We start from the raw sequence: 25,002 nt of genomic DNA on the forward strand, positions 1-25,002 counted from the left end.
TCTTTCGGGAGCCCTCGGCTGCGAGACTTACGAGCCGAGTGAGCTTGTGGCTTTGGCTGCGCGCGATCCGGTCGGTTCAGTGGCGTCCTCGCCGTGAGCGTCATCATCCGAATCGGTGTCGTCAGAGTCTACCTCAGCATCCGGGCGAATCCATTCACGCCCCGGACGGTACACACTCGGCTCGAGTCCGGGGTGACGGCGGGTCTGAACGATGAAGATGACGATGCCGAGCACGACGGCGCCGAACGCGGCCCAGACGTTGGTCTGGATGCCGAGGAACGAGAACTCGCTCGGGTCGATGCGAATCGACTCCAGGTAGGAGCGGCCGAGGCCGTACCAGATGAGGTAGACCGCGAACATCTTGCCCCAGCGCAGCTGGAACCGGCGCTCCAGCCAGAGGATCACGACGATGCCGATCACGTTCCAGATGATCTCGTAGAGGAACAGCGGCTGGAACAGCGTGTTGTCGGGCAGACCGACCGGGATGGCCTTGTTGCCGGGATCGATCTCGAGGCCCCACGGCAGGTTCGTCGGCAGACCGAACAGCTCCTGGTTGAAGTAGTTGCCGAGGCGGCCGAGTGCCTGCGCGAGCAGCATCGCCGGAGCGAGCGCATCCGCGAACGACCAGAAGCGGATGCCCGACCAGCGGCAGCCGATGTACGCACCGACCGCGCCACCGATCAGCGCGCCGAAGATGGCGTTGCCGCCCTCCCAGATGTAGAGGGTCTTGAGCAGGTCGGCGCCCGGGAAGAAGTAGTCGGCCGGATGCGTGACGACGTGGTAGAAGCGGGCACCGATGATGCCGAGCGGCACAGCCCAGAGGATGATGTCGAGTACGACGCCCGGTTCGGCCCCGCGCTTGCTCAGGCGACGGGAGGTCCACATCGCGGCGGCGACGATTCCGATCAGGATGCAGATCGCATACGTCTGGATGCGCCAGTGGATGAACCAGAAGTCGATCGGGATCTGCTGCCACTCGGGCCCCGGGCTGGGAATGCTCGCGTACCAGCTGCTCATCGTCGCAAACACCCGATGACTCACCTTTCGAAGTTGATGTGACCGCGCAGAACGTGCGCGCGGCCACCATAGTCTATTTGGCTTTGGCGGTGCCCTTGGACAGCGCGGCAGCGACCTCGGCGACGCGCTCGACGCCCCCATCGGCCAGCGCTTTCACCAGAGCGGAGCCGACGATCGCGCCGTCGGCGTAGCCGAGCACCTCCGCCACCTGGTCGGCGGTCGAGATGCCGAGACCCACACAGGCGCTGGTGGCGCCGACATCACGGAGACGCGCGACGAGCGTGCGGGCGGCCGAGTCGACATCGGACCGGGCGCCGGTGATGCCCATCGTCGAGACCGCGTAGACGAACCCACGGCTGGCCTCGACCGCCTGGCGCAGTCGCGCATCGGTCGACGATGGGGCCGCGAGGAACACCCGGTCGAGACCCGCTCGCTCGGAGGCGGCGAGCCAGGATGCACCCTCGTCGGGGATGAGGTCGGGCGTGATGAGCCCGGCTCCCCCTGCCGCGACCAGGTCGTCGGCGAACCGGTCGACGCCGTACTGCACGACCGGGTTCCAGTAGGTCATCACCAGCACGGGCACGTCGACCCGCGAGGTGATCTCCCGCACGGCGGTGAACCCGTCGCGCAGCCGGAAGCCGTTGGCCAGTGCCTTCTGCGTCGCGGCCTGGATCACCGTTCCGTCCATCACGGGGTCGGAGTACGGCAGGCCGAGCTCGATGACGTCCACACCGTTCTCGGCGATGGCGACGGCGGCGTCGATGCTGGTCTGCAGGTCGGGGAAGCCGGCCGGCAGGTAGCCGATCAGTGCCCCGCCCGCCTCCTGGTTGCGCCGGGCGATCGTATCCGCGACGCGGCTCGCCGACGTCGTTCCGCTCACGACTGCACCGCGCTCTCGTCGATCAGGTCGAAGTAGCGACCCGCCGTCTCCATGTCTTTGTCGCCGCGGCCGCTGAGGTTGACCAGGATGAGCCCCTCCGGGCCGAGCTCCCGGCCGAGTGCGAGGGCGCCCGCGAGAGCGTGTGACGACTCGATGGCGGGGATGATTCCCTCGGTGCGGCTGAGCAGACGCAGCGCATCCATCGCCTCGGCATCGGAGATCGGCAGGTACTGCGCGCGGCCGATGCTCGCCAGCCAGGCGTGCTCGGGGCCGACGCCCGGGTAGTCGAGGCCGGCCGAGATCGAGTGCGACTCGATGGTCTGCCCGTCTTCGTCCTGCAGCAGCATGCTGCGGGCTCCGTGCAGAACGCCCGGACGTCCCTTGGTGATCGTCGCGGCGTGGCGCGGAGTGTCCGCACCCTCGCCGCCGGCCTCGTAGCCGATGAGGCGCACGTCTTCGTCGTCGAGGAACGCGTGGAAGATGCCCATCGCGTTCGAGCCGCCGCCGACGCAGGCGACGACCGCATCCGGAAGCCTGCCGGTCAGGTCGAGCACCTGCTGGCGCGCCTCCTCGCCGATGATCTTCTGCAGATCGCGCACCATGGCGGGGAACGGGTGCGGTCCGGCGACGGTCCCGAAGATGTAGTTGGTGTTCTCGACGTTGGTCACCCAGTCGCGCATGGCGTCGTTGATCGCGTCTTTGAGGGTGCGCGAACCGGTCTTGACCGCCACGACCTCGGCTCCGAGAAGGCGCATCCGGGCGACGTTGAGGGCCTGTCGCTCGGTGTCGACCTCGCCCATGTAGATCGTGCAGTCGAGGCCGAACAGTGCCGCGGCGGTCGCCGTGGCGACCCCGTGCTGTCCGGCGCCGGTCTCGGCGATGACACGGGTCTTGCCGATGCGCTTCGTGAGGATCGCCTGGCCGAGCACGTTGTTGATCTTGTGCGACCCCGTGTGGTTGAGGTCTTCGCGCTTCAGGATGATGCGTGCGCCGCCGGCGTGCGCAGCGAACCGCGGCACCTCCGTGACGATGGACGGGCGGCCGGTGTACGTGCGGTTCAGCTCGTCGAGTTCGGCGAAGTACGCAGGATCGGCTTTCGCCTCCTCCCACGCGGCCGAGAGCTCGTCGAGGGCGGCGATGAGCGACTCCGGAACGAAGCGCCCGCCGAATTCGCCGAAGTAAGGGCCGGACTCGGAACGAAGGGACATCAGACCACCAGGAATTCCTCGAGCGTGGCGATCGGGTCGCTCGTGACGAGCGCCTCGCCGACGAGCACGACATCCGCACCCGCAGCTCGATAGTGCGCCACGTCGTCGGCCGTCTTGACGGCGGACTCGGCGACGCGGATGACACCGGACGGGATGCGGTCGGCAAGACTGCCGAAGAGGTCCCGGTCCAGTTCGAACGTGGAGAGGTTGCGGGCGTTGACGCCGACGAGACCGGCGCCCGTGTCGAGCGCTCGGCTGAGCTCGTCGGCCGAGTGGGCCTCGACGAGGGCGGTCATGCCGAGCGATGTGATGAGCTCATGCAGCGACACCAGGGACTTCTGGTCGAGTGCGGCCACGATCAGCAGCACCAGGTCTGCCCCGGCGGCACGCGCCTCGAACACCTGATACGGATCGGCGATGAACTCCTTGCGCAGCACCGGGATCGACACGGCGGCACGCACGGCCTCGAGATCGGCCAGCGAACCGTGGAACCGGCGCTCCTCCGTGAGAACGCTTATCGCACTCGCACCGCCGGTCTGGTACGAGACGGCGAGGGCTGCCGGGTCTGCGATCTCGGCCAGTGCGCCGCGCGAGGGGCTCGAGCGCTTGACCTCGGCGATGATCTTCACCCGGTCGGCGGGTGCAAGGGCCGCGAGGGCGTCGAGGGCCGGAGCGCGTTGCGCCGCGTCCGCCTCGACCGATGCGAGCGGGCGCTCAGCGCGACGCCGCTCGGCGTCCTGAAGTGCGCCGGCGAGGAGGTCGTCCAGCACGCGTCAGTGGCCCTTCGGCTGGGTCTTGGCTCCCCCGACACCATAACCGGCACGTTTCATTGCCCAGCCGACGATGAGGCCGACGATCGCGAGACCGGCAGCCGCCCACACGACGATCGCCGCCTCGTAGAAGAACGCGATCGCGCCGATCGTGAATGCGATCAGCATGATGATGACGGCCGTCCACGCCGCCGGGGAGTGACCGTGGCCTGGCTCGACTGACTCGGTGCTCATGCGACTCCTGCTCGTGAGGTGGGCGGCCCGCCGGGCCGCTCACAGTGGATCAATGGGGTTCCCGTCAAGTCTAGCGAGTGCGGTCGCCCGGCTCGCACAGGCCACTCAGCGGGTGGGATCGTCGCCACGGCTGAGCTCATCCCAGCTGTCGATCGCCGTGTCGCGCTCGAGCGGCTTCGCCGGGGCGTTCGCTCCGCCCTCCTCGCCGTTCTCGGCCGCAGCCCGGGCTTCCGCGTCGTCGGATGCGTCGGCGTCGGCCGCTGCGTCCGCTTCACCGGCTCCGCCGCTGCTCTGGTCTTCGAAGCGCGTCTCGTACCGCTTCGACGCGCCCGGCCACAGCCGGCCGGTCACGAGCACGGCCACGCCGCCGAGGATCAGCACGAATCCACCCACGATGGCGATCGACGGCCAGACCTGCGTGTCGACCCGTGCGACCAGCCGAGCGATGGATGCGTCACCAGACACCCCTGTCGCCGACGTGATCGCCGACGACGCCGCCTGCACGGGATCGCCCAGCGCCGTGAACGCCGAGAGCAGCACGCTCGCGCCGAGCAGGAGCCCGAGAACGGCAAGGACGATCCGGAACACGGGACCGGCGATCGCCAGCGCAGCGGCGAGGGCCAACCCGGCCAACGACAGTGCGGTCAGCGCGGGAGCGGCCGCCGACCCCTGCACGATCAGCGCACCCGTGTGTCCGCCGGCGGGGGTGAGCACGACGGAGAACCACGACTGCGTCGATGCCAGCAGGACGAGCCCGCTGCCGATGACGAGTACGAGGATCGTCAGGTACTTCGCACGTCGCGACACGCGGCGGTCGGCCGCTGCGGCGACTTCCGGTTCGCCGTCTGCCGGCATGGCGGGCTCCGGCTCAGGCAGCTCCGCCACCGCGCACCCGCCTCATCGCATTCGCGACCGCGACCGCGCGAAGTGGCGCTGCGGCCTTGTTCTGGGACTCCTGGAACTCGCTCTCCGGGATCGAATCGGCGACGAGGCCGCCGCCTGCCTGCACGCGCGCGACACCGTCCATGATCGTGGCCGTGCGGATCGCGATCGCGAGGTCGGCATCCCCTGCGAATCCGAAGTAGCCGATCACCCCGCCGTAGATTCCGCGCTGCGCCGGCTCGAGCTCGTCGATGATCTCCAGGGCCCGGGGTTTGGGCGCGCCCGAGAGGGTGCCCGCGGGAAAGGTCGCGCGGAAGACGTCGATCGCCGTTGCCGTGGGCAACAGGTCGCCCTCGACCGAGGAGACGATGTGCATGATGTGGCTGAACCGCTCCACTCGCATGAACTCGGTCACCTCGACCGTGCCCGCGCGGCAGACTTTCGCCAGGTCGTTGCGGGCGAGATCGACCAGCATCAGGTGCTCGGCGCGCTCTTTGTCGTCGGCGAGCAGAGTGGTCTCGAACTCGAGATCCTCCTCCGGCGTCGCCCCGCGAGGCTTCGAGCCCGCGATCGGATGCGTGAACGCACGCCCGTTCTGCACCTTGAAGAGCGCCTCCGGTGACGATCCGACGACGGAGTACGCTCCCCCGTCCGGGCGCTCGAGCGCGAGCAGGTACATGTATGGGCTCGGGTTCAGGCTGCGGAGCACGCGGTACACATCGAGCGGATGCGCGGAGCACTCCAGTTCGAACCGCTGCGAGATCACCACCTGGAAGACGTCGCCGTCGACGATCCGCTCCTTGGCCGTGACGACCGCGGCGAGGAAGTCCTCCCGCTTCGTGCGCGACACCGGGTCTGCGGGCGTGGCGAGGTCGACCTCGGCGAGCCACGCCTCCGCGGGCTGCGCCAGCGCGGTCTGCATGCGGTCCAGGCGACCCTGTGCTCCGGTCCAGAGCGCGTCCTCGTCGTCCTGGCCGTCGTTGAGCACGTTGGCGATGAGCTGCACGGTGCCCGAGCGGTGGTCGATGACGACGAGGTCGGCGCAGAAGGCCAGGGCCTGCCCGGGAATGGCGTAGTCGGCCGGTGGCTGGTTCGGCAGGCGTTCGATCTGGCGGATGGCCTCCCAGCCGATGAAACCGACGAGACCGCCGGTCAGAGGCGGCAACCCCTCGATCCGTGGCGTCTGCCACCGCGCGTACAGGGCAGAAAGCGCCTCCAGCGGGGGCAGGTCGGCCGCCGAGCCGAGCGCGCGCTCGGCGGAGACGCCGTAGTCGAGCCAGCGGACCGCATCCTGCTCCTGGGTCAGCACCCCGAACGAGGAGACGCCCACGAACGAGAAACGCGACCAGATGCCGCCCTGCTCAGCGGACTCGAGCAGGAAGGTGCCGGGCCGGTTGCCTGCCAGTTTGCGGTAGATGCCCACCGGGGTCTCGCCGTCGGCGAAGAGCTCCCGCGACACCGGGACGACGCGGTGGTCGGCCAGCAGAGCGCGGAAGCCGTCGCGGCTGGTGGTGCCGGCTGCTGTGGTGGCGATCACGAAGCCTCCGAACGGTCGTGGGCGGTGGACGGGGCTTCGCCGACGACCGGTGCGAGCTGGTCGCCGTCGAAGCAGGTGCGCGTGCCGGTGTGGCAGGCGACGCCGAGCTGGTCGACCGTCACCAACAGGGTATCTCCGTCGCAATCGAGTGCGGCGCCCTTCACATACTGCACGTTTCCCGAGGTGTCGCCCTTGCGCCAGTACTCCTGCCGCGAGCGCGACCAGAAGGTGACCCGCCCCTCGGTGAGGGTGCGGCGGAACGCCTCCGCGTCCATCCACCCCATCATGAGCACTTCGAGCGTGTCCCACTGCTGGATGATCGCCGGGACCAGCCCGTCGGCGTTGAACGCGACGCGTTCGAGGATCGCCGGATCGATCGATGTGCCGGATGCGCTCACGAGCGGACCTCCGTGTCTCTGACCACCAAGCCCGCCAGGGCGAGCTCCTTCTTGACGTCGCCGATCGTCATCTCACCGGAGTGGAAGACGCTGGCGGCGAGGACCGCATCCGCGCCCGCCTCGACAGCGGGAACGAAATCGGTGACCGCGCCCGCTCCGCCGGAGGCGATCACGGGAACGGTGCTGATACTCCGCATGAGCCGGATGAGCTCGATGTCGAAGCCCTCTTTGGTCCCGTCGGCGTCGATCGAGTTCACGAGCAGTTCGCCGGCGCCGAGCGCGATCGCCGTCGCCGCCCAGTCGAGCGCGTCGAGGTCGGTCTCGGTGCGTCCGCCGTGAGTGGTGACGACGAATCCGGATGCCGTACGCGCCGAACGCTTCACGTCGAGCGAGAGCACCAGCACCTGGGCGCCGAACCGGTCCGCGATCTCGGCGACCAGCGCGGGACGGGCGATCGCGGCCGAGTTGACGCCCACCTTGTCGGCGCCGCTCGCCAGCAGACGCGAGACGTCTTCGGTGCTGCGCACTCCCCCGCCGACCGTGAGCGGAATGAAGACCTGTTCGGCCGTCGCACGCACCACATCGTAGGTCGTGGCCCGGTTGTCGACGGTGGCCGTCACATCCAGGAAGGTCAACTCGTCGGCACCCTGCTCGAAGTACGAGCGCGCCAGTTCGACCGGATCGCCCTGATCGCGCAGGTTCTGGAAGTTGACACCCTTGACGACGCGGCCGTCGGCCACGTCCAGACACGGGATGACCCTGACCGCGACGCTCATCAGATGCGCGCCGCGTGGATCGATGTGACGAGGATGGCGCGCGCCCCGAGTTCGTAGAGCGCGTCCATGATGTGGTTGGTCTGGTCGCGTTTGATCATCACGCGCACGGCCACCCAGTCGGGCTCCCCGAGCGGGGACACCGTCGGCGATTCGACGCCCGGCGTGAGGGCGACGGCCGCGTCGAGCAGCGCGACCGGCAGGTTGTAGTCGACCAGCACGTACTGGCGGGCGACCATCACGCCCTGCAGACGTCGAAGCAGCGTGTCGACTCCGGATGCGGTGGTCGGCGACGAGATCAGCACGGCCTCCGACTCCAGGATGACCGGGCCGAAGATCTCCAGGCCCTGCTTGCGCAGGGTGGTGCCGGTCTCGACGACGTCGGCGACAGCATCCGCCACCCCGAGCCGGACCGCGGACTCGACGGCACCGTCGAGGTTGACGAGGGTGGAGTCGATCCCGCTGTCGGTGAGGAAGGCCCCGACGAGACCCGGATAGCTGGTGGCGACGCGCTTGCCGTCGAGGTCGGAGAGGTCGGAGAAGACGCCGGTGGGTCCGGCGAACCGGAAGGTGGATGCTGCGAAGTCGAGCGCGGCGATCTCCGCGGCGGGCGACCCGGAGTCGAGCAGCAGGTCCCGGCCGGTGATCCCGACGTCGAGGGCGCCGGAGCCGACGTACGTGGCGATGTCGCGCGGGCGCAGGTAGAAGAACTCGACGCCGTTGCGCGGGTCGGCGACGATCAGTTCTTTCGGGTCACGGCGGCCGTGGTATCCCGCCTCGGACAGCATCTGTGCTGCGGTCTCGGAGAGGGAGCCCTTGTTGGGGACGGCGATTTTCAGCATGAGAGGACTTTCGTGGACGTGGGTGAGATCAGGACGAAGAGGCTCTTGTCACAGATGTCGGTACACGTCGGCCGGGGTGAGGCCTTTGGCCACGAGCAGAACCTGCAGGTGGTAGAGCAGCTGCGAGATCTCCTCGGCGGTGCGCTCATCCGTCTCGTACTCGGCGGCCATCCAGACCTCGGCGGCCTCCTCCACGATCTTCTTTCCGATGGCGTGCACGCCCGCATCCAGCTCGCGCACCGTTCCGGATCCCTCCGGTCGGGTGGCGGCCTTCTCGCTGAGCTCGGCGAAGAGGTCGTCGAAGGTTTTCACCCCTCCAGTCTAGGAGGTCGCGGAGGCGTGGAGGTGCCGGGTGGCGGTCTCGCGCAGGAGGCTGATCTGGGCGGCGGGATTCTCGGCGCGGAACACGGCCGAACCGGCGACGAACGTGTCCGCTCCGTTCTCGGCGGCGGTCACGATCGTCTCCTCGGTGATCCCGCCGTCGACCTGCAACCACACATCGGCACCGGATGCGTCGACCGCCCTGCGCAGTGCCGCGAGCTTGGGCATCGTCTCGGTCATGAACGACTGGCCGCCGAAACCCGGCTCGACCGTCATCACCAGCACCTGGTCGAACTCGGGCAGCAGTTCGAAGACGTCGTCGGCGGGGGTGCCGGGCTTGAGCGCCAGGCCGGCCCGGGCGCCGATCGCCCGCAGCCGTCGCGCGAGACGCACCGGATCGGTGGCCGCCTCGGCGTGGAAGGTGACCGAGTACGCTCCCAGCTCCGCGTATCCCAGCCCCCACTCGTCAGGGTTGTCGATCATCAGGTGCACATCGAGCGGAATGGTGGACACGTCCTGGATGCGTCCCACCATCTGCGGCCCGAACGTCAGGTTCGGCACGAAGTGGTTGTCCATCACATCGACGTGCACGAGATCGGCGGACGAGATCTTGTGCAGGTCGCGCTCCATGTTCACGAAGTCGGCGGCCAGGATGCTGGGGTTGATCCGTGCAGGCATGCTCTCAGCCTATTTCTCGGCCGAGCCGTTTTTGGCGAGCAGCGCGATGAACATCGCATCGGTGTTGTGCCGGTGCGGCCAGAGCTGCACCTGGTTCGGGTCGCCGGCCAGGTCGAGACGGTCGGCGGCGAAGCTCTGCACCACGGACGTGGTCTCGACCGGCTCGATCGCGTCGCGATGGCGCTCGAGCGCGCCCGCGACGATCGCCCGGGTCTCGGCGATGTGGGGTGAGCAGGTGACGTAGGCCAGCAAGCCGCCGGGCTTCAGGGCGTCGATCGCCGAGTCGAGCAGGCGAGCCTGCAGCTCGGTGAGTTCGGCGACATCGCGCGGTGTCTTGCGCCAGCGCGCTTCCGGGCGGCGCCGAAGGGCGCCGAGGCCGGTGCACGGAGCGTCGAGCAGGATACGGTCGAACGACTCCGGATCGGACGCCCCGATGGTCGTGCCGTCCCGCTCCCACACGTCGACCTCCGCCGGCACCGCGCTGAGCGCTCGGCGAACCAGGTCGGCCCGCGCCGGAACGAGCTCGTTGGCCACCAGGGTCGCCCCACGCTCGATCGCCTCGGCGGCCAGCAGAGCGGCCTTGCCGCCGGGGCCGGCGCACAGGTCGAGCCAGCGTTCGCCCTGCTGAACCGGCCGCGCACGGCTCAGAGCCAGCGCGGCGAGCTGTGATCCCTCGTCCTGCACGCGGAGTCGCCCGTTCGTGGCGTCCATCAAGCGCAGCGGGTCGCCGCCTGCCGTCGTGAAGCCGAGCGGCGAGTACCGGTCGGGTGTCGACTCCTCCGGCGCCTCGGCCAGGCCGGGCAGGGCGATCATGTTGACGCGCGGCGCCTCGTTGTCCGCTTCGAGCAGCCGTTGGAGTTCGTCGCCCCGACCCTCTGCCTCCAAGGCACGGCGGAAGGCGCGCACGATCCAGGCCGGATGCGATGTGACGGAGGCGAGCTCCTCGTTCTCGTTCTTCGCGTCCGAGAGGATGCGCATCCGCCACTCCTCGGGGCTGTGGCGCCCGATCTCGCGCAGCACGCCGTTGGTGAATCCCGTGGCCGACTGCGAGCCGACCGACCGTGCGAGCGCGACCGACTCGTTGACGGCAGCGTGGGGTGCGACACGCGTCGACAGCAGCTGGTGGGCGCCGAGCCGGAGCACGTCCAGGATGGGCGCGTCGATGCGCTCGACCGGCCGCCCGGCGGCGCGCGCGATCACCTTGTCGTAGTAGCCCTGCATCCGGAGGGTGCCGTAGGTCAGCTCGGTCGCGAGACCGGCGTCGGCCGGTGACAGGCCGGCGCGAGAGATCCGGGTCGGCAGAAGGAGATTGGCGTAGGCGTCCGACTCGCGCACGGCCGAGATGACGTCGAAGGCCACCTGCCGCGCAGGCTGCACCCGGGTCTGCTGCCGAGCGCCCTCGCGCGACCTGCGGTGATGGTCCGGGCTCATGCGAGCACCACCCCTTCCCGGGAGAGGCCGCGCCACCAGTCGGCAGCCGGCATCGCCTTCTTCCCGGCCGGCTGCACGGTCAGGAGCTCGAGGGGATGTGTGCCCGTGCCGACGAGCACCCGCTTGTCGCGCATGGACACCTGGCCCGCGTCGAGCGCTTCGCCCTCTGCCGGCCGGGCCGCGTGGATCTTGAATCGCTCCCCGTCGACGAGGGCGAAGGCTCCGGGCTCCGGAGTGACGCCGCGAAGCCGGGCATAGACGGACTCGGCGGACTGGGAGAAGTCGAGGTGCGCATCCGGGAGCCCCAGCTTCGGGGCGAGGGTCGGTTCGCCGCTCTGCGGAACGGCGACAGCCGTTCCGGCTGCGATCTCATCGACGGTGTCGGCCAGCAGTGCCGCCCCGGACACCGCGAGCGCGTCGAGGAGTTCGCCCGCCGTCTCGTCGGAGCCGATCGGCCTGCGGAGCTCGGAGAACACGTCGCCCGCGTCGAGTTCGGGAACCAGCTGGAAGACGGCAGCGCCCGTGACCGTGTCGCCGGCGATCAGCGAGTGCTGCACGGGCGCGGCGCCCCGCCAGCGCGGAAGCAGGGAGAAGTGGAGGTTGAGCCAGCCGAGTCGCGGCGTCGAGAGCAGGGGCTCTCGTACGAGACCGCCGTATGCGACGATCGTGCCGAGCTCCGCATGCAGTTCGCGGACGCGCTCGGTCACGTCGTCTCCGAGACGGTTGGCCTTGATCACTTCGATCCCCAGTTCCCCGGCAGCCAGGGCCACCGGTGACGGGGTCAGGACGCGCTTGCGTCCGAGTTCGGCGTCGCGTCGAGTGATCACGGCCACGACCTCGTGCCGGGCGGCGAGCTCGCGCAGAGCGGGGACGGCGACCGCGGGCGTGCCGGCGAAGACGAGGCGCATGAAGGTTCTTTCGGTTCTGGGGATCGGAGGAAATCTTACCCGGGGCGTCAGAGGATGTCCGGGTCGTCGAAGCGCACCCGCAGCGTCGGCGCGGGACGGAAGCCCGTCTTCCCCGCGGGCGCGCGACGGCGCTTGGTCGCGTTCCGCACGGTCGCGGCGCGCACGGCGATCGCCACCTCCTGGCCCTTGGCGTAGTCGAACCTGAGGATGCTGCGCACGAGCCCGTCGCCGTGCGGTGCCGGTCCGAGCACATCGATGAGCAGCGCCGGGTCCACCGCTTCCACCGCCTCCTGGACGACGTCCGCCGCACCGGTGATCGACGCGAGCCTGACCGCCGGCGGAAACCGGAGCTCTCGGCGGCCGGCCAGCTCGGCGCGCGCGAACTCGGCGAAGCGCCCGGTTGCGAAGGCCCGGCCGAGCGCGCCGGAGACGCCGACCAGCACGGTCGGCGCTCCGGGGGCGGCGAGGGCGGCCGCGTTCGACCACCACCGCAGGCAGTCCTCGGCGACCCGCAGGTTCTCGCGGGCGAGCATCCGCTCACCGTCGAGCAGCAGCACGGCTCTATACCCGCCGGCGGCGATGGGTTCGGCCCCGCGGGTCGCGACGACGATGGCGGCCGACTCTCCGACGGTCTGCACCGGATGCTCGCCATCGGAAAGGATGACCCGAACGCCGGGAAAGGCGCGCCCGAGCTCTTCGGCCGTTCGCCCGGCGCCGACCGTGACCATCCGGAAGCGGTCGTGCTCGCAGTGTTCGCAGTGCCATCCGGTCGCCAGCGCACCGCACCAGCCGCAGGACGGCACCGCGCCGGCCCGCGACTGCCCGAGCGGTCCCTCGCAGCGGTTGCAGCGTGCTGCCTGACCGCACTTCGCGCACGCGAGCACGGGCGCGTAGCCGGGCCGGCCGACCTGGATCAGCACCGGCCCCGTGGCTGCGCTGCCGTCGCCAGTGAGGGCGGCACGAGCCGCCTGCCAGGCGGTCGACGGGATGCGCGCGGCCCGGGCCACGGGCTCCGCCGCCGGCTGGTTGGCGGTCAGGATCACCTTCGGGTTCACGGCCCGCTCTGGTCCGACGTCAGTCACCCAGCCGATGTCGACGAGACGCTGCACTTCGACGCTGCGGGTGTGGCCCGCGAAGACGAGGGCGCCACCCTGCAGCTCCTGACGTACGAGTGCGGCATCCCGCGTGTGCACGTACGGGCTGAGCGGTTCGGCGTGCAGGGGGTCGCTGTCGTCCCACACGGCGAGCATCCCCAGTCGCTCGGCCGGAGCGTAGACGACCGAGCGGTTGCCGATCACGATGCGGGGACCGCTGAGTGCCGCGAGGAAGGCGCGGTAGCGATCGGGATTCGACTGGGAGGCATCCGCACGCGCGACCGCCTCCGCCGGCGCGATGGCCGCCAGCGCTGCGGCGAGCTGGTCCAAATCGCGGTAGTCGGGGACAGCGACGATGGCGGACTCGCCCCGAGCCCAGCACCCGGCGGCCAGGGTCGCCAGGGTGACAGCCCATTCGCCGACCCACTCGCCGCCGGGGAGGCGGCCGAGTCGCGGTATCGCCTGCAGCGCCAGCCGCTCGCCGCGCGACACAGCGTCTTCGAGCACCCGATCGCCGTAGCCGCGCACTGCAGGCTCGACGACCGACGGAGATACAGAGCCGCCCGCCGTCTCTGCCGCCTCCTGCCGGGCGAGCCAGGCCTTCTCGACGCGCACCTGCCGCCCGGGCACGGCCAGTCGCAGGATGTCGTTGGCCGTTCCCGCGCTGCGGTCGGCGAGTCGGCGGGCGAGCGTCCAGACCTCGGGCCGGAGCACCGGCACGGGCGATACGACGGACTCGATCGGGCTCAGCGTGCCCTCGAAAGCATCGTCGCCGGCGAATTCGACGAGGTAGCCCTCCGCGATGCGCCCTGCCGTGCGCAACGGGACCTTCACGCGCACACCCGGGACTGCCTCGGCGGCGAGCTCGTCGGGAACGCGATAGTCGAAGAAGTGATCGAGCTGGGGAAGCGCCGAGTCGATCACGATGCGGGCGACCCGGCCGGTCGCCGCCACGCTAGAGGCCCGCGGCGGACCGCAGGTCGTCGACCCGGTCGAGACGCTCCCAGGTGAAGTCGGGGAGTTCACGGCCGAAGTGCCCGTAGGTGGCCGTCTTGGCGTAGATGGGGCGAAGCAGGTCGAGGTCGCGGATGATCGCGGCCGGACGCAGGTCGAAGACCTCGCGGATCGCGGCGATGATGCGCTCATCGGGGACCTTGCCGGTGCCGAACGTCTCGACGTACATGCCGACGGGCGCAGCCTTGCCGATCGCGTACGCGATCTGCAACTCCAGACGGTCGGCGAACCCGGCGGCGACGGCGTTCTTTGCCGCCCAGCGCATGGCGTACGCCGCGGAACGGTCGACCTTCGACGGGTCTTTGCCCGAGAAGGCTCCGCCGCCGTGTCGGCTGGCGCCACCATAGGTGTCGACGATGATCTTGCGTCCGGTGAGACCCGCGTCGCCCTTCGGTCCGCCGATCTCGAACCGGCCGGTCGGGTTGATGAGCGTGCGCACGTGCGAGGACTCCAGGCCGGCGGCGTGCAGCACCGGAGCGATGATCTCCTCCATCACCTCCGCCTGCAGGGTCTCATTCGAGACGCTCGGAGCGTGCTGGGTCGAAAGCACCACGGTCTGCACGGATTTCGGCACGATGCCCTCGTAGCCGATGGTCACCTGGGTCTTGCCGTCAGGACGGAGATAGTCGAGCGTGCCGTTCTTGCGCACCTCGGCGAGCCGCTCCGAGAGACGATGCGCGAGCCAGATCGGCAGCGGCATGTACTGCGGCGTCTCGGTCGTGGCGTACCCGAACATGATGCCCTGGTCGCCGGCGCCCTGACGGTCGAGGTCGTCGTGGCTCTGCTCGGTTCGCGACTCGAAGGCGTTGTCGACGCCCTGCGCGATATCGGGCGACTGCGCGCCGATCGATACGGACACGCCGCACTGGTTGCCGTCGAAGCTCACGTCCGACGAGTCGTAGCCGATCTCGACGATCTTCTCGCGCACGAGGGCGGGGATCTCGACATAGCCCTTGGTCGTGACCTCACCCGCGACGTGCACCAGGCCGGTCGTGACCAGGGTCTCGACGGCCACCCGGCTGTGCGGATCGACCGCGAGGAGGGCGTCGAGGATGCTGTCGGAGATCTGATCGCAAATCTTGTCCGGGTGTCCTTCGGTCACGGATTCGGACGTGAAAAGACGCAGATCTGCCATGGTTTCTCCCTGGTCGGGTGCCACCCGAACGTCGCCTATACGATGACGTCGAGAATACGATCAGCCACCGACAGCTTGCTGCCGGAGGCCTCCATCACTATATCGCCGCCCCGCCGGAGCACGACGACCTCGTTACTGTCCGTGGCGAAACCCTGCGTCCAGCCGACCTGGTTGAGCACGAGGAAGTCGCAGCCCTTCGACGCGAGCTTGCTGCGGCCGAGCTCGATGAGCGACGAGGGGTCTGGTTCTGTCTCGGCCGCGAATCCGACGACGACCTGGTTGTGGCGTTTCGCGGACGCGAGCGTGGCGAGGATGTCGGGGTTGGCGACGAGCTCGAGGGTCAAGGTGTCCCCCGCCTCCGTCTTCTTGATCTTGGATTCGCGCACTTCTACCGGCCGGTAGTCGGCGACTGCGGCCGTCATCACCACGATGTCCGCCATCGCCGAAGCCGTCGTGACCGCCTCCTGGAGTTCGAGGGCGGTCTGAACCTCGACCAACTCCACGCCCTCCGGAGGTGCGACCTCGATGTGCGCGGCGACCAGGGTCACCTCGGCACCACGAGCACGGGCTGCCTGGGCCAGCGCGACACCCTGGCGTCCGCTGGACCGGTTGCCGAGAAAGCGCACGGGGTCGAGCGGCTCGCGTGTGCCGCCTGCCGTGATCACCACACGCTTGCCTGCGAGGTCGTCTCCGCCGCGGGGACGGCGCGCCGCCTCGTTCGCACGGCGGCGTTCCGACAGCACGACCACGTCATTCACCGCGGGAACGGCCGACGCCGCGCCGGTGTCTGCCGTGGCATCCTCACGGGACCGGGGATGCGTGCCGGCCGCTTCGAGCGCCGCCCGCACGATCACGGGAGGCTCCTCCATGCGGCCCGGACCGGAGTCCTTGCCCGTGAGCTGACCGGAAGCCGGCCCGACGATCGTCACCCCGCGCTCGCGCAGAGTGGCGATGTTGGCCACGGTCGCGGCGTTGCGCCACATCTCGGTGTGCATCGCCGGGGCGATGACGAGAGGGGCGGTGCTCGCGAGGACCGTGTTGCCGAGCAAGTCGTCGGCGAGGCCGGCGGCAAGCTTCGCGATGGTGTTCGCGGTGGCCGGTGCGATCACTATCAGGTCGGCGGACTGACCGATCGCCACGTGACGCACCTCGGCGACCCCCTCGTAGAGGTCGGTCGCCACCGGGTTGCGGCTGATCGCCTCCAGAGTCGGGCGCCCGACGAAGCGGAGGGCCGCCTCGGTGGCCACGACGTGCACGTCGTGGCCTTCCAGCACCAGCGACCGGATCACTCCGACCGCCTTGTACGCGGCGATGCCGCCGGTCACTCCGACGACAATGGTCAATCGTGCGCTCACGGGCGGCATCCCCTTACATGCCGGGCGCGCCCGGCGGCAAACCTATACGGCGGTGCTGTGACGAGTCCTGTGCTACTCGACGATCGGCTTGATCGTGAGCTTGTCCTCATTGATCTCGTGGAGTGCGACCGACAGCGGCTTGTCGTCGACGCTCGAGTCGACGAGCGGTCCGACGTTGTCGAACAGGCTTCCCTCGTGGAGGTCGGCGTAGTAGTCGTTGATCTGGCGGGCGCGCTTCGACGCGAAGATCACGAGCGCATACTTCGACTCGACCTTGGCGAGAACGTCGTCGATGGGCGGGTCGATGATGCCTTTGTTGCTGATTGCCATAAGTGTATTGCTCCTTCGAAGGGGGTCGTCGATACGACGACGATCGTCACGGAGACGAAGAAAAACGGTCTACGGGCGCGACGGCGCCGTGCGGATCTTCATCAAGTCTACGACCTCCCGCGCGGCATCGGCCACGTCGGTGTTGACCACCCGGTGATCGAACTCGTCCTGAGCAGCCAATTCGACCTTGGCGGTCTCCAGTCTTCGCTGCTGTTCCTCGGGGCTCTCGGTGCCCCGTCCGATCAATCGGCGGACGAGTTCATCCCAGGTCGGCGGGAGCAGGAAGATGAGTCGCGCCTCGGGCATGGTCTCGCGCACGCTGCGCGCACCCTGCAGATCGATCTCGAGCAGCACGCTCTTGCCCGCCTCCAGTGCCCGCTCGATCGGAGCGCGCGGAGTGCCGTACCGCGACAGGTTGTGCACCGTCGCGTATTCGAGCAGTTCGCCGGCGGCGATCATGCGGTCGAACTCCGCATCGTCGACGAAGTAGTAGTTGACTCCGTCGACCTCGCCCGGTCGCGGAGCACGGGTGGTGGCGGAGACCGAGAGCAGCACATCCGGGTAGTTCTCCCGGATGTACGTGGAGACCGTGCCCTTGCCGACAGCCGTCGGTCCAGCCAGTACGACGAGATGGTGCTTCTGCCGTCCGCTGCGGGTCTCGCGTTCGATGAGGAACTCGCGCAGCCGCAGTCGCTGATGACGGCCGAGGCCGCCCAGGCGTTTGGCCGGAGAGATCGAGAGCTTCTCGAGCGCATCCGTCATCTTGGTCGTGCCGATGGCCGGAACGCTGAGCAGGAACTCGGTCACCCGCAGGCGCCCCTCGACCCCCTCAGGATCGGCCGTGGCCTTGTCGAGCACGGACAGCGGCGAGACCTCGTGGGCAGCGATCGCCGCTTTCACGGCAGCGCGCGCACGTCGTGCCGCCACGGCGGCCTGCGAGGCGGCGAGGCGGTCGACTTCGGGCGGGGCTGGGCGCAGTGAAGGCTCAGACATCGATGCTCCGCACCTCCGCCGCGCGATTCCCGATCGCGTCCGCGAGCGCGCGCGGACCCGCGTTCAGGAGCCCGCGGGACTCGCTGACGATCACACCACCGGCGAGCGATCCGAAGAGTCGCGCCACATCGCGCACCTGTGCGCCCTGATAGCCGAACCCGGGCGCGAGCACAGGGGTGGCGACAGCGGATGCGGTGGCCGTGTCGATGCCGTACGAGCTGAGATCGACGGTCGCTCCGAGCACGAGCCCGACCGTGCCGAACGCCTGCGCCGGCTGAGTCTGGTTGATGGAAGTCACATCATCGATGATCGCACGCGCCACCGTCGCCCCTGCACGCGGCCCGGTCGAGACGATGGCCTTCTGGATGCTCTCGGCCTCCGGATTCGACGTCGCGGCCAGCACGAACAGCCCCTTGCCTGCTGTCTCCGCGAGCCGCACGGGCTCGGCGATGGAGCCGACGCCCTGGAACGCGGAGATCGTCATCGCATCGGCCTCGAGCGGAGAACCCGGCGTGAGCCAGGCTTCGGCGTATGCGGCGACGCTCGTGCCGATGTCGCCACGCTTGGCATCCGCGATCACCAGCAGGCGGGCCTCGCGCGCAGCAGCCAGCACCTCTTCGAGCGCAGCGTAGCCGGCCGAGCCGTAGCGCTCGAAGAACGCGACCTGTGGTTTCACGATGCCGACGCGCCCCGCCGCCGCCTCGACGACGGCGAGCCCGAACTCGCGCACGCCGGAGGCCGAGGCGGTCAGACCCCAGGCCTCCAGGAGGTGCTCGTGCGGGTCGATGCCGACGCAGAGTCGCCCGTGACTGTCGAAGACTCCGGCGAGCCGGTCACCGAAGCTCACGCGCGGGCGGCCCGATCGAGCGCGTACTCCTGCAGCGACCGCACCTCGAAGCCCTCGCGGATGGCGTCGACGGATGCGACCGCCGCGCTGAGCTCTGCGATGGTCGTGAAGAGCGGCTTGTCGCCAGCGACGGCGGCAGCGCGGATCTCGTAGCCGTCTGCGCGGGCGGAGCGGCCGCTCGGCGTGTTGATGACCACATCCACCTCATTGCGGTTGATGAGGTCGACGATCGACGGTTCGCCACTGTCGGTCGTCTCGCTGAACTTGCGCACCACGCTGGCGGCGATGCCGTTGCGGTTCAGCACCTCGGCGGTTCCCTCGGTGGCGAGGATCTCGAAACCGAGCTGCTGCAGACGCAGCACCGGGAGCACGATCGAGCGCTTGTCGCGGTCGGAGACCGAGACGAAGGCCGTTCCGCCGAGCGGCATGCCGCCGTAGGCTGCGGCCTGGCTCTTGGCGAAGGCGCGCGGGAAGTCCTTGTCGATCCCCATGACCTCGCCGGTGGATCGCATCTCCGGGCCGAGCACCGAGTCGACCACGTTGCCCTCCTTGGTGCGGAACCTCTTGAAGGGCAGCACCGCCTCCTTGACGGCGACCGGCGAGTCCATCGGGATGACCGAGCCGTCCTGCGAGGGCAGCAGCCCCGAGTCGACGAGCGAGGCGATGCTCTCCCCCACCATGATGCGCGAGGCGGCCTTGGCCAGCGGGATTCCGAGCGCCTTCGAGACGAACGGCACCGTCCTCGACGCGCGCGGGTTGGCCTCGAGCACGTAGAGCACGCCGGCCCCGATCGCGAACTGCACGTTGAGCAGCCCGCGCACGCCGATGCCTTCGGCGATCTTGAGCGTCGCGTCGCGCACCCGGTCGATCTCACGGCGGCCCAGCGTGATCGGCGGCAGGGTGCAGCTCGAGTCGCCCGAGTGGATCCCGGCCTCCTCGATGTGCTCCATCACGCCGCCGATGTAGAGTCGCTCGCCGTCGTAGAGCGCGTCGACATCGATCTCGATCGCGTCGTCCAGGAAGCGGTCGACGAGCAGCGGGTGCGCCGGCCCGACGATCCCCTGGCCCGCCACACGCTCGAAGTAGTCGGCGAGTGATGGGCTGTCGTAGACGATCTCCATGCCCCGACCGCCGAGCACGTAGCTCGGGCGCACGAGAACGGGATAGCCGATCTCCTCGGCCACCTGAACGGCGCCCGGGTAGTCGAATGCGGTCCCGTTGCGCGGGGCGAGCAGTCCTGCGTTCTCGAGGATCTCGGCGAACAGGCCACGCTCCTCCGCCAGGTCGATCGCTTCGGGCGAGGTGCCGAGGATCGGCACGCCGGCAGCCTCGAGACCCTTGGCCAGGCCGAGCGCGGTCTGGCCGCCCAGCTGCACGACGACGCCGACGAGCTCGCCGCTCTGGCTCTCGGCGTGGATGACCTCGAGCACGTCTTCGAGGGTCAGCGGTTCGAAGTAGAGGCGGTCGCTCGTGTCGTAGTCGGTCGAGACCGTCTCCGGGTTGCAGTTGATCATGATCGTCTCGAACCCGGCGTCGTGCAGGGCGAACGAGGCGTGCACGCACGAGTAGTCGAACTCGACGCCCTGTCCGATGCGGTTCGGGCCGGAGCCGAGGATGACGACCTTGCGCCGGTCGCTCGGAACGACCTCCGTCTCCAGGTCGTAGCTGGAGTAGTGGTAGGGCGTGAGGGCGGGGAACTCGCCCGCGCAGGTGTCGACCGTCTTGTAGACCGGGCGCACATCCAGGATGTGGCGGATCTCACGCACGTCGTTCTCGCCGAAGCCGCGCAGCTGGCCGATCTGCGCATCCGAGAACCCGTGGTCCTTGGCGTAGCGCAGGGTGTCGGTGTCGAGAGTCTCTGCGTTCCTGAGCTGCTCGGCGACCTCGTTGATCAGCACGATCTGGTCGATGAACCAGGGGTCGATCTTGGTCGACTCGAACACCTGCTCGTTCGTCGCGCCCAGACGCAGCGCCTGCTGCACGTCGACGATCCGGCCGTCGGTGGGGGTGCGGATGCTCTCCAGCAGCTCCTCGACCGTGCGGGTCTCCGGTCCCCAGTGGAACGACGAGCCGCGCTTCTCCAGCGAACGGAGCGCCTTCTGAAGCGCGCTCGTGAAGCTGCGGCCGATGGCCATCGCCTCGCCCACCGACTTCATGGTCGTCGTCAGGGTGGGATCGGCGGCCGGGAACTTCTCGAAGGCGAACCGCGGGACCTTGACGACGACGTAGTCGAGCGTCGGCTCGAAGCTCGCAGGCGTCACCTTGGTGATGTCGTTCGGGATCTCGTCGAGTCGGTAGCCGATCGCCAGCTTCGCCGCGATCTTCGCGATCGGGAAGCCCGTCGCCTTCGAGGCGAGAGCCGACGAACGGGAGACGCGCGGGTTCATCTCGATGACGATGATGCGTCCGTTCTCGGGGTCGACCGCGAACTGGATGTTGCAGCCTCCGGTGTCGACGCCCACCGCGCGGATGATGTCGATCCCGATGTCGCGGAGCTTCTGGTACTCGCGATCGGTCAGAGTCAGCGCCGGAGCGACGGTGATGGAGTCTCCGGTGTGCACACCGACCGGGTCGACGTTCTCGATGGAGCAGACGACGACCGTGTTGTCGGCGGTGTCGCGCATGAGCTCGAGCTCGTACTCCTTCCAACCGAGGATCGACTCCTCCAGGAGCACCTCGCTGGTCGGGCTCTGGTGCAGGCCGTCGCCGACGATCCGCCGCAGCTCCTGCTCGGTGTACGCGAATCCGGAGCCGAGGCCGCCCATCGTGAACGAAGGCCGTACGACGAGCGGATAGCCGAGATCCTCAGCGAATCCCACGGCTTCTTCGACGGTGTGGGCGATGTGCGAGCGGGCGACCTCAGCGCCCGCCTCGATCACCAGCTCCTTGAAGATCTGGCGGTCCTCACCCTTCTGGATCGCCTCGAACTTGGCGCCGATGAGCTCGACGCCGTACTTCTCGAGGATTCCGTGCTCGTGCAGCTGGATGGCGGCGTTGAGGGCGGTCTGGCCGCCGAGGGTCGGCAGGATCGCATCCGGCTTCTCCTTGGCGATGATGGTCTCGATGACCTGCCAGGTGATCGGCTCCACGTAGGTGGCGTCCGCGAAATCGGGATCGGTCATGATCGTCGCGGGGTTGGAGTTGACGAGGATGACGCGCACGCCCTCCTCCCGCAGCACCCGGCACGCCTGGGTGCCGGAGTAGTCGAACTCGCAGGCCTGGCCGATGACGATCGGGCCGGAGCCGATGACCAGAACGGAGTTGATGTCTGAGCGTTTCGGCATGGGTTACTCGTCATCCTTCTTGTCGGAGGAAACAGCCGGGTTCCGGATGCCCGGATCCGTGGTGCGTGGATTCGTGATCATCTCGAGGAACCGGTCGAACAGGTAGTTGGCGTCGTGCGGCCCGGCCGCCGCCTCCGGGTGGTACTGCACGCTGAACGCGTTCAGGTCGAGGCAGTTCAACCCCTCCACCACGTTGTCGTTCAGGCTGAAGTGGCTCACCTCGACGCGGCCGAATCCCGCGGGCGAGTCGAACGTGCCCTCGAGGGGCGCCTCGACGGCGAATCCGTGGTTCTGCGACGTGATCTCCACCCGCCCTGTGCGCTTGTCAAGCACAGGCTGGTTGATTCCGCGGTGGCCGAACGGCAACTTGTACGTGCCGAGTCCGAGCGCGCGTCCGAGCAGCTGGTTGCCGAAGCAGATGCCGAAGTAGGGCACACCGGCCCGCAGCACATCCTGAAGCAGTTCGACGTGCTTGTCGGAGGCCGCCGGATCGCCGGGACCGTTCGAGAAGAACAGGGCGGAGGGCTCGAGTTCGAGCACGTCGCGCGCGGTCACCATCTGCGGCAGCACGTGCACATCGAGCCCGCGAGCAGCCAGGTTGTTGAGAGTCGAGGTCTTCACCCCGAGGTCGAGCACGGCGACCGAGCCCACCTTCTCGCCGACCGCCGGCACCGTGAACGGCTCGGGAGTCGAGACCTCTTCTGACAGGTTGCGGCCGGCCATCGGCGCACCGCTGAGCACCAGCTCGAGCTGCTCGCCGTCGCTCAGTTCGAAGTCCGGCCCCGAGAAGATCCCGGCGCGCATGGCTCCGGCCGACCGGATGTGCCTGGTCACCGCCCGCGTGTCGATGCCGCTGATCCCCACCACGCCCTGTGCCACGAGGTCGTCGTCGAGGCTTCGCTGCGCGCGGTAGTTGGACACGATGCGGGAGGGCTCGCGCACCACATAGCCGGCGACCCAGATCTGACGTGACTCCATGTCCTCGTCGTTGGTCCCGGTGTTGCCGATGTGCGGCGCCGTCATGAGAACGATCTGGCCCGCGTACGACGGGTCGGTGAGCGTCTCCTGGTACCCGGTCATGCCAGTGGAGAACACAGCCTCACCGAAGGTGCGGCCGACCGCACCGTATGCCCGCCCGACATAGCGGGATCCGTCTTCGAGGACGAGGACCGCCGGTTCTGAACCCACCACGTCACACCTCACTTTCCGTCGTCTGACCCGCCGTGCTCTGCGCGGGAAGAATGGTTTCGACCGCCCCGATCAACGGGGTGCGGTCGGCCGGGTCGACGACCCGGAAGAAGCTGTCGGCGGGCGCACCCGCAGAGGTCGTCCAGGAGAGCCTGAGCAGCCCGTCCTTCTCGACCACCCGGTCGATCGCCGTATTGGTGACCCCGACCCCGGTGAGGGCATCCGCCTGGATGAAGAGCGGATTCTCGCCGTTGATCGCGATGGTCACGCCCTCGAGCGCGACCGTCAGCCGCGCCTTGCCGCGGAACTTGAGCCCCGGGATCGCGAGGCGCTCGAGGTGCTCTCCCCCGCGCGTGGTGGCGACGTAGAACGTGTCGGATTCGACGAGGGGCGAGGATGCGGTCGCCGGCGCCGCGTATCCGCCGCCTGCTGAGCTGTCGCGACGAGTACGTCGACGCCAGCCCCACAGCATCAGCAGGAGGACGATGGCGAGAACGGCGATGACGGGGATCGCCGGGAGGAACTTATCCACGGACGACCTCCCCCCGGTTGGCGGCCGATGCTCTGGCACGTTCGGCGACCTCGCCGGCGTCGGCGACGATGCCGTCGAGCACGGTCGGGTACCCCTGGTGGAAGGTCGCGACGACCCGGCCGGGCAGCGTCATCGAGAGATACGGCGAGTTGACTCCCTTGCCGGCGAGGTCACGGGTCGAGAACTCCCGCGATGCCCGCGGGTCGTAGAGCGTGAACTCCGCTGGAGTCCCGGCTTCCAACGCGTGACCGTGACCCGCCAGCCGGCCGATGCGGGCCGGGGTGTACGACAGCACTCGGGCCACATCCTCCCAGCCGAGCAGGCCGGTCTCGACGACGGATGCGTGCACCACGGACAGCGCGGACTCGAGGCCGACCATGCCGAAGGCGGCCGCATCCCACTCGCAGTCCTTCGCCTCGACCGGGTGCGGAGCGTGGTCGGTGGCCACGATGTCGATCGTGCCGTCCGCCAGGCCCGCACGCAGCGCCCGCACGTCCTCGTCGCTCCTGAGCGGCGGGTTGACCTTGTAGCGCGCGTCGTATCCGCGGGCCAGCTCCTCGGTGAGGATGAGGTGGTGCGGGGTGACCTCTGCGGTCACGTCGATGCCGCGCGCCTTCGCCCAGCGGATCACATCGACCGAGCCGGCCGTGGAGACGTGGCAGACGTGCAGTCGGGAGCCGACGTGCTCGGCGAGGAGCACATCCCGGGCGATGATCGACTCCTCGGCCACTGCAGGCCACCCGGCGAGGCCGAGCTCTCCCGAGAGGGCGCCCTCGTTCATCTGCGCGCCCACGGTGAGCCGTGGCTCCTGCGCGTGCTGTGCGATGGCGCCGTCGAAGGCCTTCACGTACTCGAGCGCGCGGCGCATGAGAAGCGGATCGGAGACGCATTTGCCGTCATCGGAGAACACCCGCACCGCAGCGCGGGAGTCGGCCATCGCGCCGAGTTCGGCGAGACGCTCGCCCTCCAGTCCGACCGTGACGGCGCCGATGGGGCGAACGGTGGCGTAGCCGGCCGCGTCGCCGAGCGACAGCACCTGCTCGACGACACCGGCCGTGTCCGCCACCGGCGAGGTGTTGGCCATGGCGAACACCGAGGTGAAGCCGCCGGCCGCTGCTGCGCGGGTTCCGGTCAGAACGGTCTCGCTCTGCTCGAAGCCTGGCTCGCGGAGGTGCGTGTGCAGATCGACCAGGCCGGGCAGCGCCAACAGTCCTGTCGCATCCACCACCGTGGCGCCGACCCTCGAAAGGCCCGCGCCCAGCTCGGCGATGCGGCCGTCCTCCACCAGGAGGTCGGCAGTACGGCCGTCGGCGAGCGTCGCGCCCGCGATCAGATAAGTCTCGTTCACCAT

Annotated in this window: 24 protein-coding genes; all 24 read right to left on the reverse strand. The window is 69.0% G+C overall.

The window, feature by feature from the left end; translation table 11 throughout:
- Positions 1-27: 27 nt before the first annotated feature.
- The 24 genes from lgt to ACFVV0_RS15105 all read right to left on the reverse strand — a co-directional run bounded on the left by lgt (position 28) and on the right by ACFVV0_RS15105 (position 25,002).
- Positions 28-1,017 carry a prolipoprotein diacylglyceryl transferase gene (gene lgt / locus ACFVV0_RS14990; protein ID WP_387064625.1) on the reverse strand — a complete coding sequence of 330 codons (990 nt, stop codon included), beginning with the start codon at positions 1,015-1,017 and terminating at the stop codon, positions 28-30.
- 73 nt (positions 1,018-1,090) lie between these two features.
- Positions 1,091-1,897, reverse strand: coding sequence for a tryptophan synthase subunit alpha (gene trpA / locus ACFVV0_RS14995; RefSeq protein ID WP_387064628.1), 807 nt, complete (start codon positions 1,895-1,897; stop codon positions 1,091-1,093).
- Positions 1,894-3,105, reverse strand: coding sequence for a tryptophan synthase subunit beta (gene trpB / locus ACFVV0_RS15000; RefSeq protein WP_387064631.1), 1,212 nt, complete (start codon positions 3,103-3,105; stop codon positions 1,894-1,896). The genes trpA and trpB overlap by 4 nt, the downstream gene beginning before the upstream one ends.
- Positions 3,105-3,875 (reverse strand): indole-3-glycerol phosphate synthase TrpC, encoded by a 771-nt coding sequence (gene trpC, locus ACFVV0_RS15005; protein WP_387064634.1) that lies wholly within the window; start codon positions 3,873-3,875, stop codon positions 3,105-3,107. Before trpC ends, trpB begins: the two co-directional genes overlap by 1 nt.
- Before the next feature lie 3 nt (positions 3,876-3,878).
- Entirely contained in the window at positions 3,879-4,109 is a 231-nt protein-coding gene (locus ACFVV0_RS15010) for a DUF6704 family protein (RefSeq protein WP_387064636.1), read from the reverse strand.
- A 105-nt stretch (positions 4,110-4,214) separates the two neighbouring features.
- Positions 4,215-4,994, reverse strand: coding sequence for a Trp biosynthesis-associated membrane protein (locus ACFVV0_RS15015; protein WP_387064639.1), 780 nt, complete (start codon positions 4,992-4,994; stop codon positions 4,215-4,217).
- Positions 4,978-6,528 (reverse strand): anthranilate synthase component I, encoded by a 1,551-nt coding sequence (locus tag ACFVV0_RS15020; protein WP_387064641.1) that lies wholly within the window; start codon positions 6,526-6,528, stop codon positions 4,978-4,980. The genes ACFVV0_RS15015 and ACFVV0_RS15020 overlap by 17 nt, the downstream gene beginning before the upstream one ends.
- Positions 6,525-6,926: a phosphoribosyl-AMP cyclohydrolase gene (gene hisI, locus ACFVV0_RS15025; protein WP_387064644.1), complete on the reverse strand. Its 402-nt coding sequence runs from the start codon at positions 6,924-6,926 to the stop codon at positions 6,525-6,527. Before hisI ends, ACFVV0_RS15020 begins: the two co-directional genes overlap by 4 nt.
- Positions 6,923-7,702 (reverse strand): imidazole glycerol phosphate synthase subunit HisF, encoded by a 780-nt coding sequence (gene hisF / locus ACFVV0_RS15030; protein ID WP_387064647.1) that lies wholly within the window; start codon positions 7,700-7,702, stop codon positions 6,923-6,925. The genes hisI and hisF overlap by 4 nt, the downstream gene beginning before the upstream one ends.
- Positions 7,702-8,541: an ATP phosphoribosyltransferase gene (gene hisG, locus ACFVV0_RS15035; protein WP_387064649.1), complete on the reverse strand. Its 840-nt coding sequence runs from the start codon at positions 8,539-8,541 to the stop codon at positions 7,702-7,704. The genes hisF and hisG overlap by 1 nt, the downstream gene beginning before the upstream one ends.
- A gap of 48 nt (positions 8,542-8,589) precedes the next feature.
- Entirely contained in the window at positions 8,590-8,853 is a 264-nt protein-coding gene (locus ACFVV0_RS15040; protein WP_387064652.1) for a phosphoribosyl-ATP diphosphatase, read from the reverse strand.
- A gap of 9 nt (positions 8,854-8,862) precedes the next feature.
- Positions 8,863-9,540, reverse strand: coding sequence for a ribulose-phosphate 3-epimerase (gene rpe, locus ACFVV0_RS15045; RefSeq protein WP_387064655.1), 678 nt, complete (start codon positions 9,538-9,540; stop codon positions 8,863-8,865).
- A 9-nt stretch (positions 9,541-9,549) separates the two neighbouring features.
- Positions 9,550-10,971, reverse strand: a complete 1,422-nt coding sequence (locus ACFVV0_RS15050) for an RsmB/NOP family class I SAM-dependent RNA methyltransferase (protein ID WP_387064657.1) — start codon at positions 10,969-10,971, stop codon at positions 9,550-9,552.
- Positions 10,968-11,879 (reverse strand): methionyl-tRNA formyltransferase, encoded by a 912-nt coding sequence (gene fmt / locus ACFVV0_RS15055; RefSeq protein ID WP_387064660.1) that lies wholly within the window; start codon positions 11,877-11,879, stop codon positions 10,968-10,970. The genes ACFVV0_RS15050 and fmt overlap by 4 nt, the downstream gene beginning before the upstream one ends.
- A 47-nt stretch (positions 11,880-11,926) precedes the next feature.
- Positions 11,927-13,927 carry a primosomal protein N' gene (locus ACFVV0_RS15060; RefSeq protein WP_387064663.1) on the reverse strand — a complete coding sequence of 667 codons (2,001 nt, stop codon included), beginning with the start codon at positions 13,925-13,927 and terminating at the stop codon, positions 11,927-11,929.
- Position 13,928: 1 nt separating this feature from the next.
- Positions 13,929-15,122 carry a methionine adenosyltransferase gene (metK, locus tag ACFVV0_RS15065; protein ID WP_387064666.1) on the reverse strand — a complete coding sequence of 398 codons (1,194 nt, stop codon included), beginning with the start codon at positions 15,120-15,122 and terminating at the stop codon, positions 13,929-13,931.
- Between the two features lie 35 nt (positions 15,123-15,157).
- Positions 15,158-16,465 (reverse strand): bifunctional phosphopantothenoylcysteine decarboxylase/phosphopantothenate synthase, encoded by a 1,308-nt coding sequence (locus ACFVV0_RS15070; protein WP_387065197.1) that lies wholly within the window; start codon positions 16,463-16,465, stop codon positions 15,158-15,160.
- Positions 16,466-16,549: 84 nt separating this feature from the next.
- Complete coding sequence (gene rpoZ, locus ACFVV0_RS15075) at positions 16,550-16,807, reverse strand: DNA-directed RNA polymerase subunit omega (RefSeq protein ID WP_387064669.1); 258 nt, start codon at positions 16,805-16,807, stop codon at positions 16,550-16,552.
- A gap of 69 nt (positions 16,808-16,876) precedes the next feature.
- Positions 16,877-17,800 (reverse strand): guanylate kinase, encoded by a 924-nt coding sequence (gmk, locus tag ACFVV0_RS15080; protein WP_387064672.1) that lies wholly within the window; start codon positions 17,798-17,800, stop codon positions 16,877-16,879.
- Complete coding sequence (gene pyrF / locus ACFVV0_RS15085) at positions 17,793-18,647, reverse strand: orotidine-5'-phosphate decarboxylase (RefSeq protein ID WP_387064674.1); 855 nt, start codon at positions 18,645-18,647, stop codon at positions 17,793-17,795. Before pyrF ends, gmk begins: the two co-directional genes overlap by 8 nt.
- Positions 18,644-21,931, reverse strand: a complete 3,288-nt coding sequence (gene carB, locus ACFVV0_RS15090; RefSeq protein ID WP_387064677.1) for a carbamoyl-phosphate synthase large subunit — start codon at positions 21,929-21,931, stop codon at positions 18,644-18,646. Before carB ends, pyrF begins: the two co-directional genes overlap by 4 nt.
- A 3-nt stretch (positions 21,932-21,934) precedes the next feature.
- A complete protein-coding gene (carA, locus tag ACFVV0_RS15095) occupies positions 21,935-23,122 on the reverse strand; it encodes a glutamine-hydrolyzing carbamoyl-phosphate synthase small subunit (RefSeq protein ID WP_387064680.1) in 1,188 nt (395 codons plus the stop codon).
- 1 nt (position 23,123) lies between these two features.
- Positions 23,124-23,651: a hypothetical protein gene (locus tag ACFVV0_RS15100; protein WP_387064683.1), complete on the reverse strand. Its 528-nt coding sequence runs from the start codon at positions 23,649-23,651 to the stop codon at positions 23,124-23,126.
- On the reverse strand, positions 23,644-25,002 hold the full coding sequence (locus tag ACFVV0_RS15105) for a dihydroorotase (protein WP_387064685.1): 1,359 nt from the start codon (positions 25,000-25,002) through the stop codon (positions 23,644-23,646). The genes ACFVV0_RS15100 and ACFVV0_RS15105 overlap by 8 nt, the downstream gene beginning before the upstream one ends.

Source organism: Leifsonia sp. NPDC058230 (assembly GCF_042882245.1).
Lineage (GTDB): Bacteria > Actinomycetota > Actinomycetes > Actinomycetales > Microbacteriaceae > Leifsonia.

Bases quoted from the DNA above. Each gene is read 5' to 3' on its own strand.
- lgt (WP_387064625.1), bottom strand. From the start codon at position 1,017: ATGAGCAGCTGGTACGCGAGCATTCCCAGCCCGGGGCCCGAGTGGCAG.
- trpB (WP_387064631.1), bottom strand. From the start codon at position 3,105: ATGTCCCTTCGTTCCGAGTCCGGCCCTTACTTCGGCGAATTCGGCGGG.
- ACFVV0_RS15010 (WP_387064636.1), bottom strand. From the start codon at position 4,109: ATGAGCACCGAGTCAGTCGAGCCAGGCCACGGTCACTCCCCGGCGGCG.
- hisF (WP_387064647.1), bottom strand. From the start codon at position 7,702: ATGAGCGTCGCGGTCAGGGTCATCCCGTGTCTGGACGTGGCCGACGGC.
- hisG (WP_387064649.1), bottom strand. From the start codon at position 8,541: ATGCTGAAAATCGCCGTCCCCAACAAGGGCTCCCTCTCCGAGACCGCA.
- rpe (WP_387064655.1), bottom strand. From the start codon at position 9,540: ATGCCTGCACGGATCAACCCCAGCATCCTGGCCGCCGACTTCGTGAAC.
- ACFVV0_RS15050 (WP_387064657.1), bottom strand. From the start codon at position 10,971: ATGAGCCCGGACCATCACCGCAGGTCGCGCGAGGGCGCTCGGCAGCAG.
- fmt (WP_387064660.1), bottom strand. From the start codon at position 11,879: ATGCGCCTCGTCTTCGCCGGCACGCCCGCGGTCGCCGTCCCCGCTCTG.
- metK (WP_387064666.1), bottom strand. From the start codon at position 15,122: ATGGCAGATCTGCGTCTTTTCACGTCCGAATCCGTGACCGAAGGACAC.
- rpoZ (WP_387064669.1), bottom strand. From the start codon at position 16,807: ATGGCAATCAGCAACAAAGGCATCATCGACCCGCCCATCGACGACGTT.
- gmk (WP_387064672.1), bottom strand. From the start codon at position 17,800: ATGTCTGAGCCTTCACTGCGCCCAGCCCCGCCCGAAGTCGACCGCCTC.
- carB (WP_387064677.1), bottom strand. From the start codon at position 21,931: ATGCCGAAACGCTCAGACATCAACTCCGTTCTGGTCATCGGCTCCGGC.
- ACFVV0_RS15105 (WP_387064685.1), bottom strand. From the start codon at position 25,002: ATGGTGAACGAGACTTATCTGATCGCGGGCGCGACGCTCGCCGACGGC.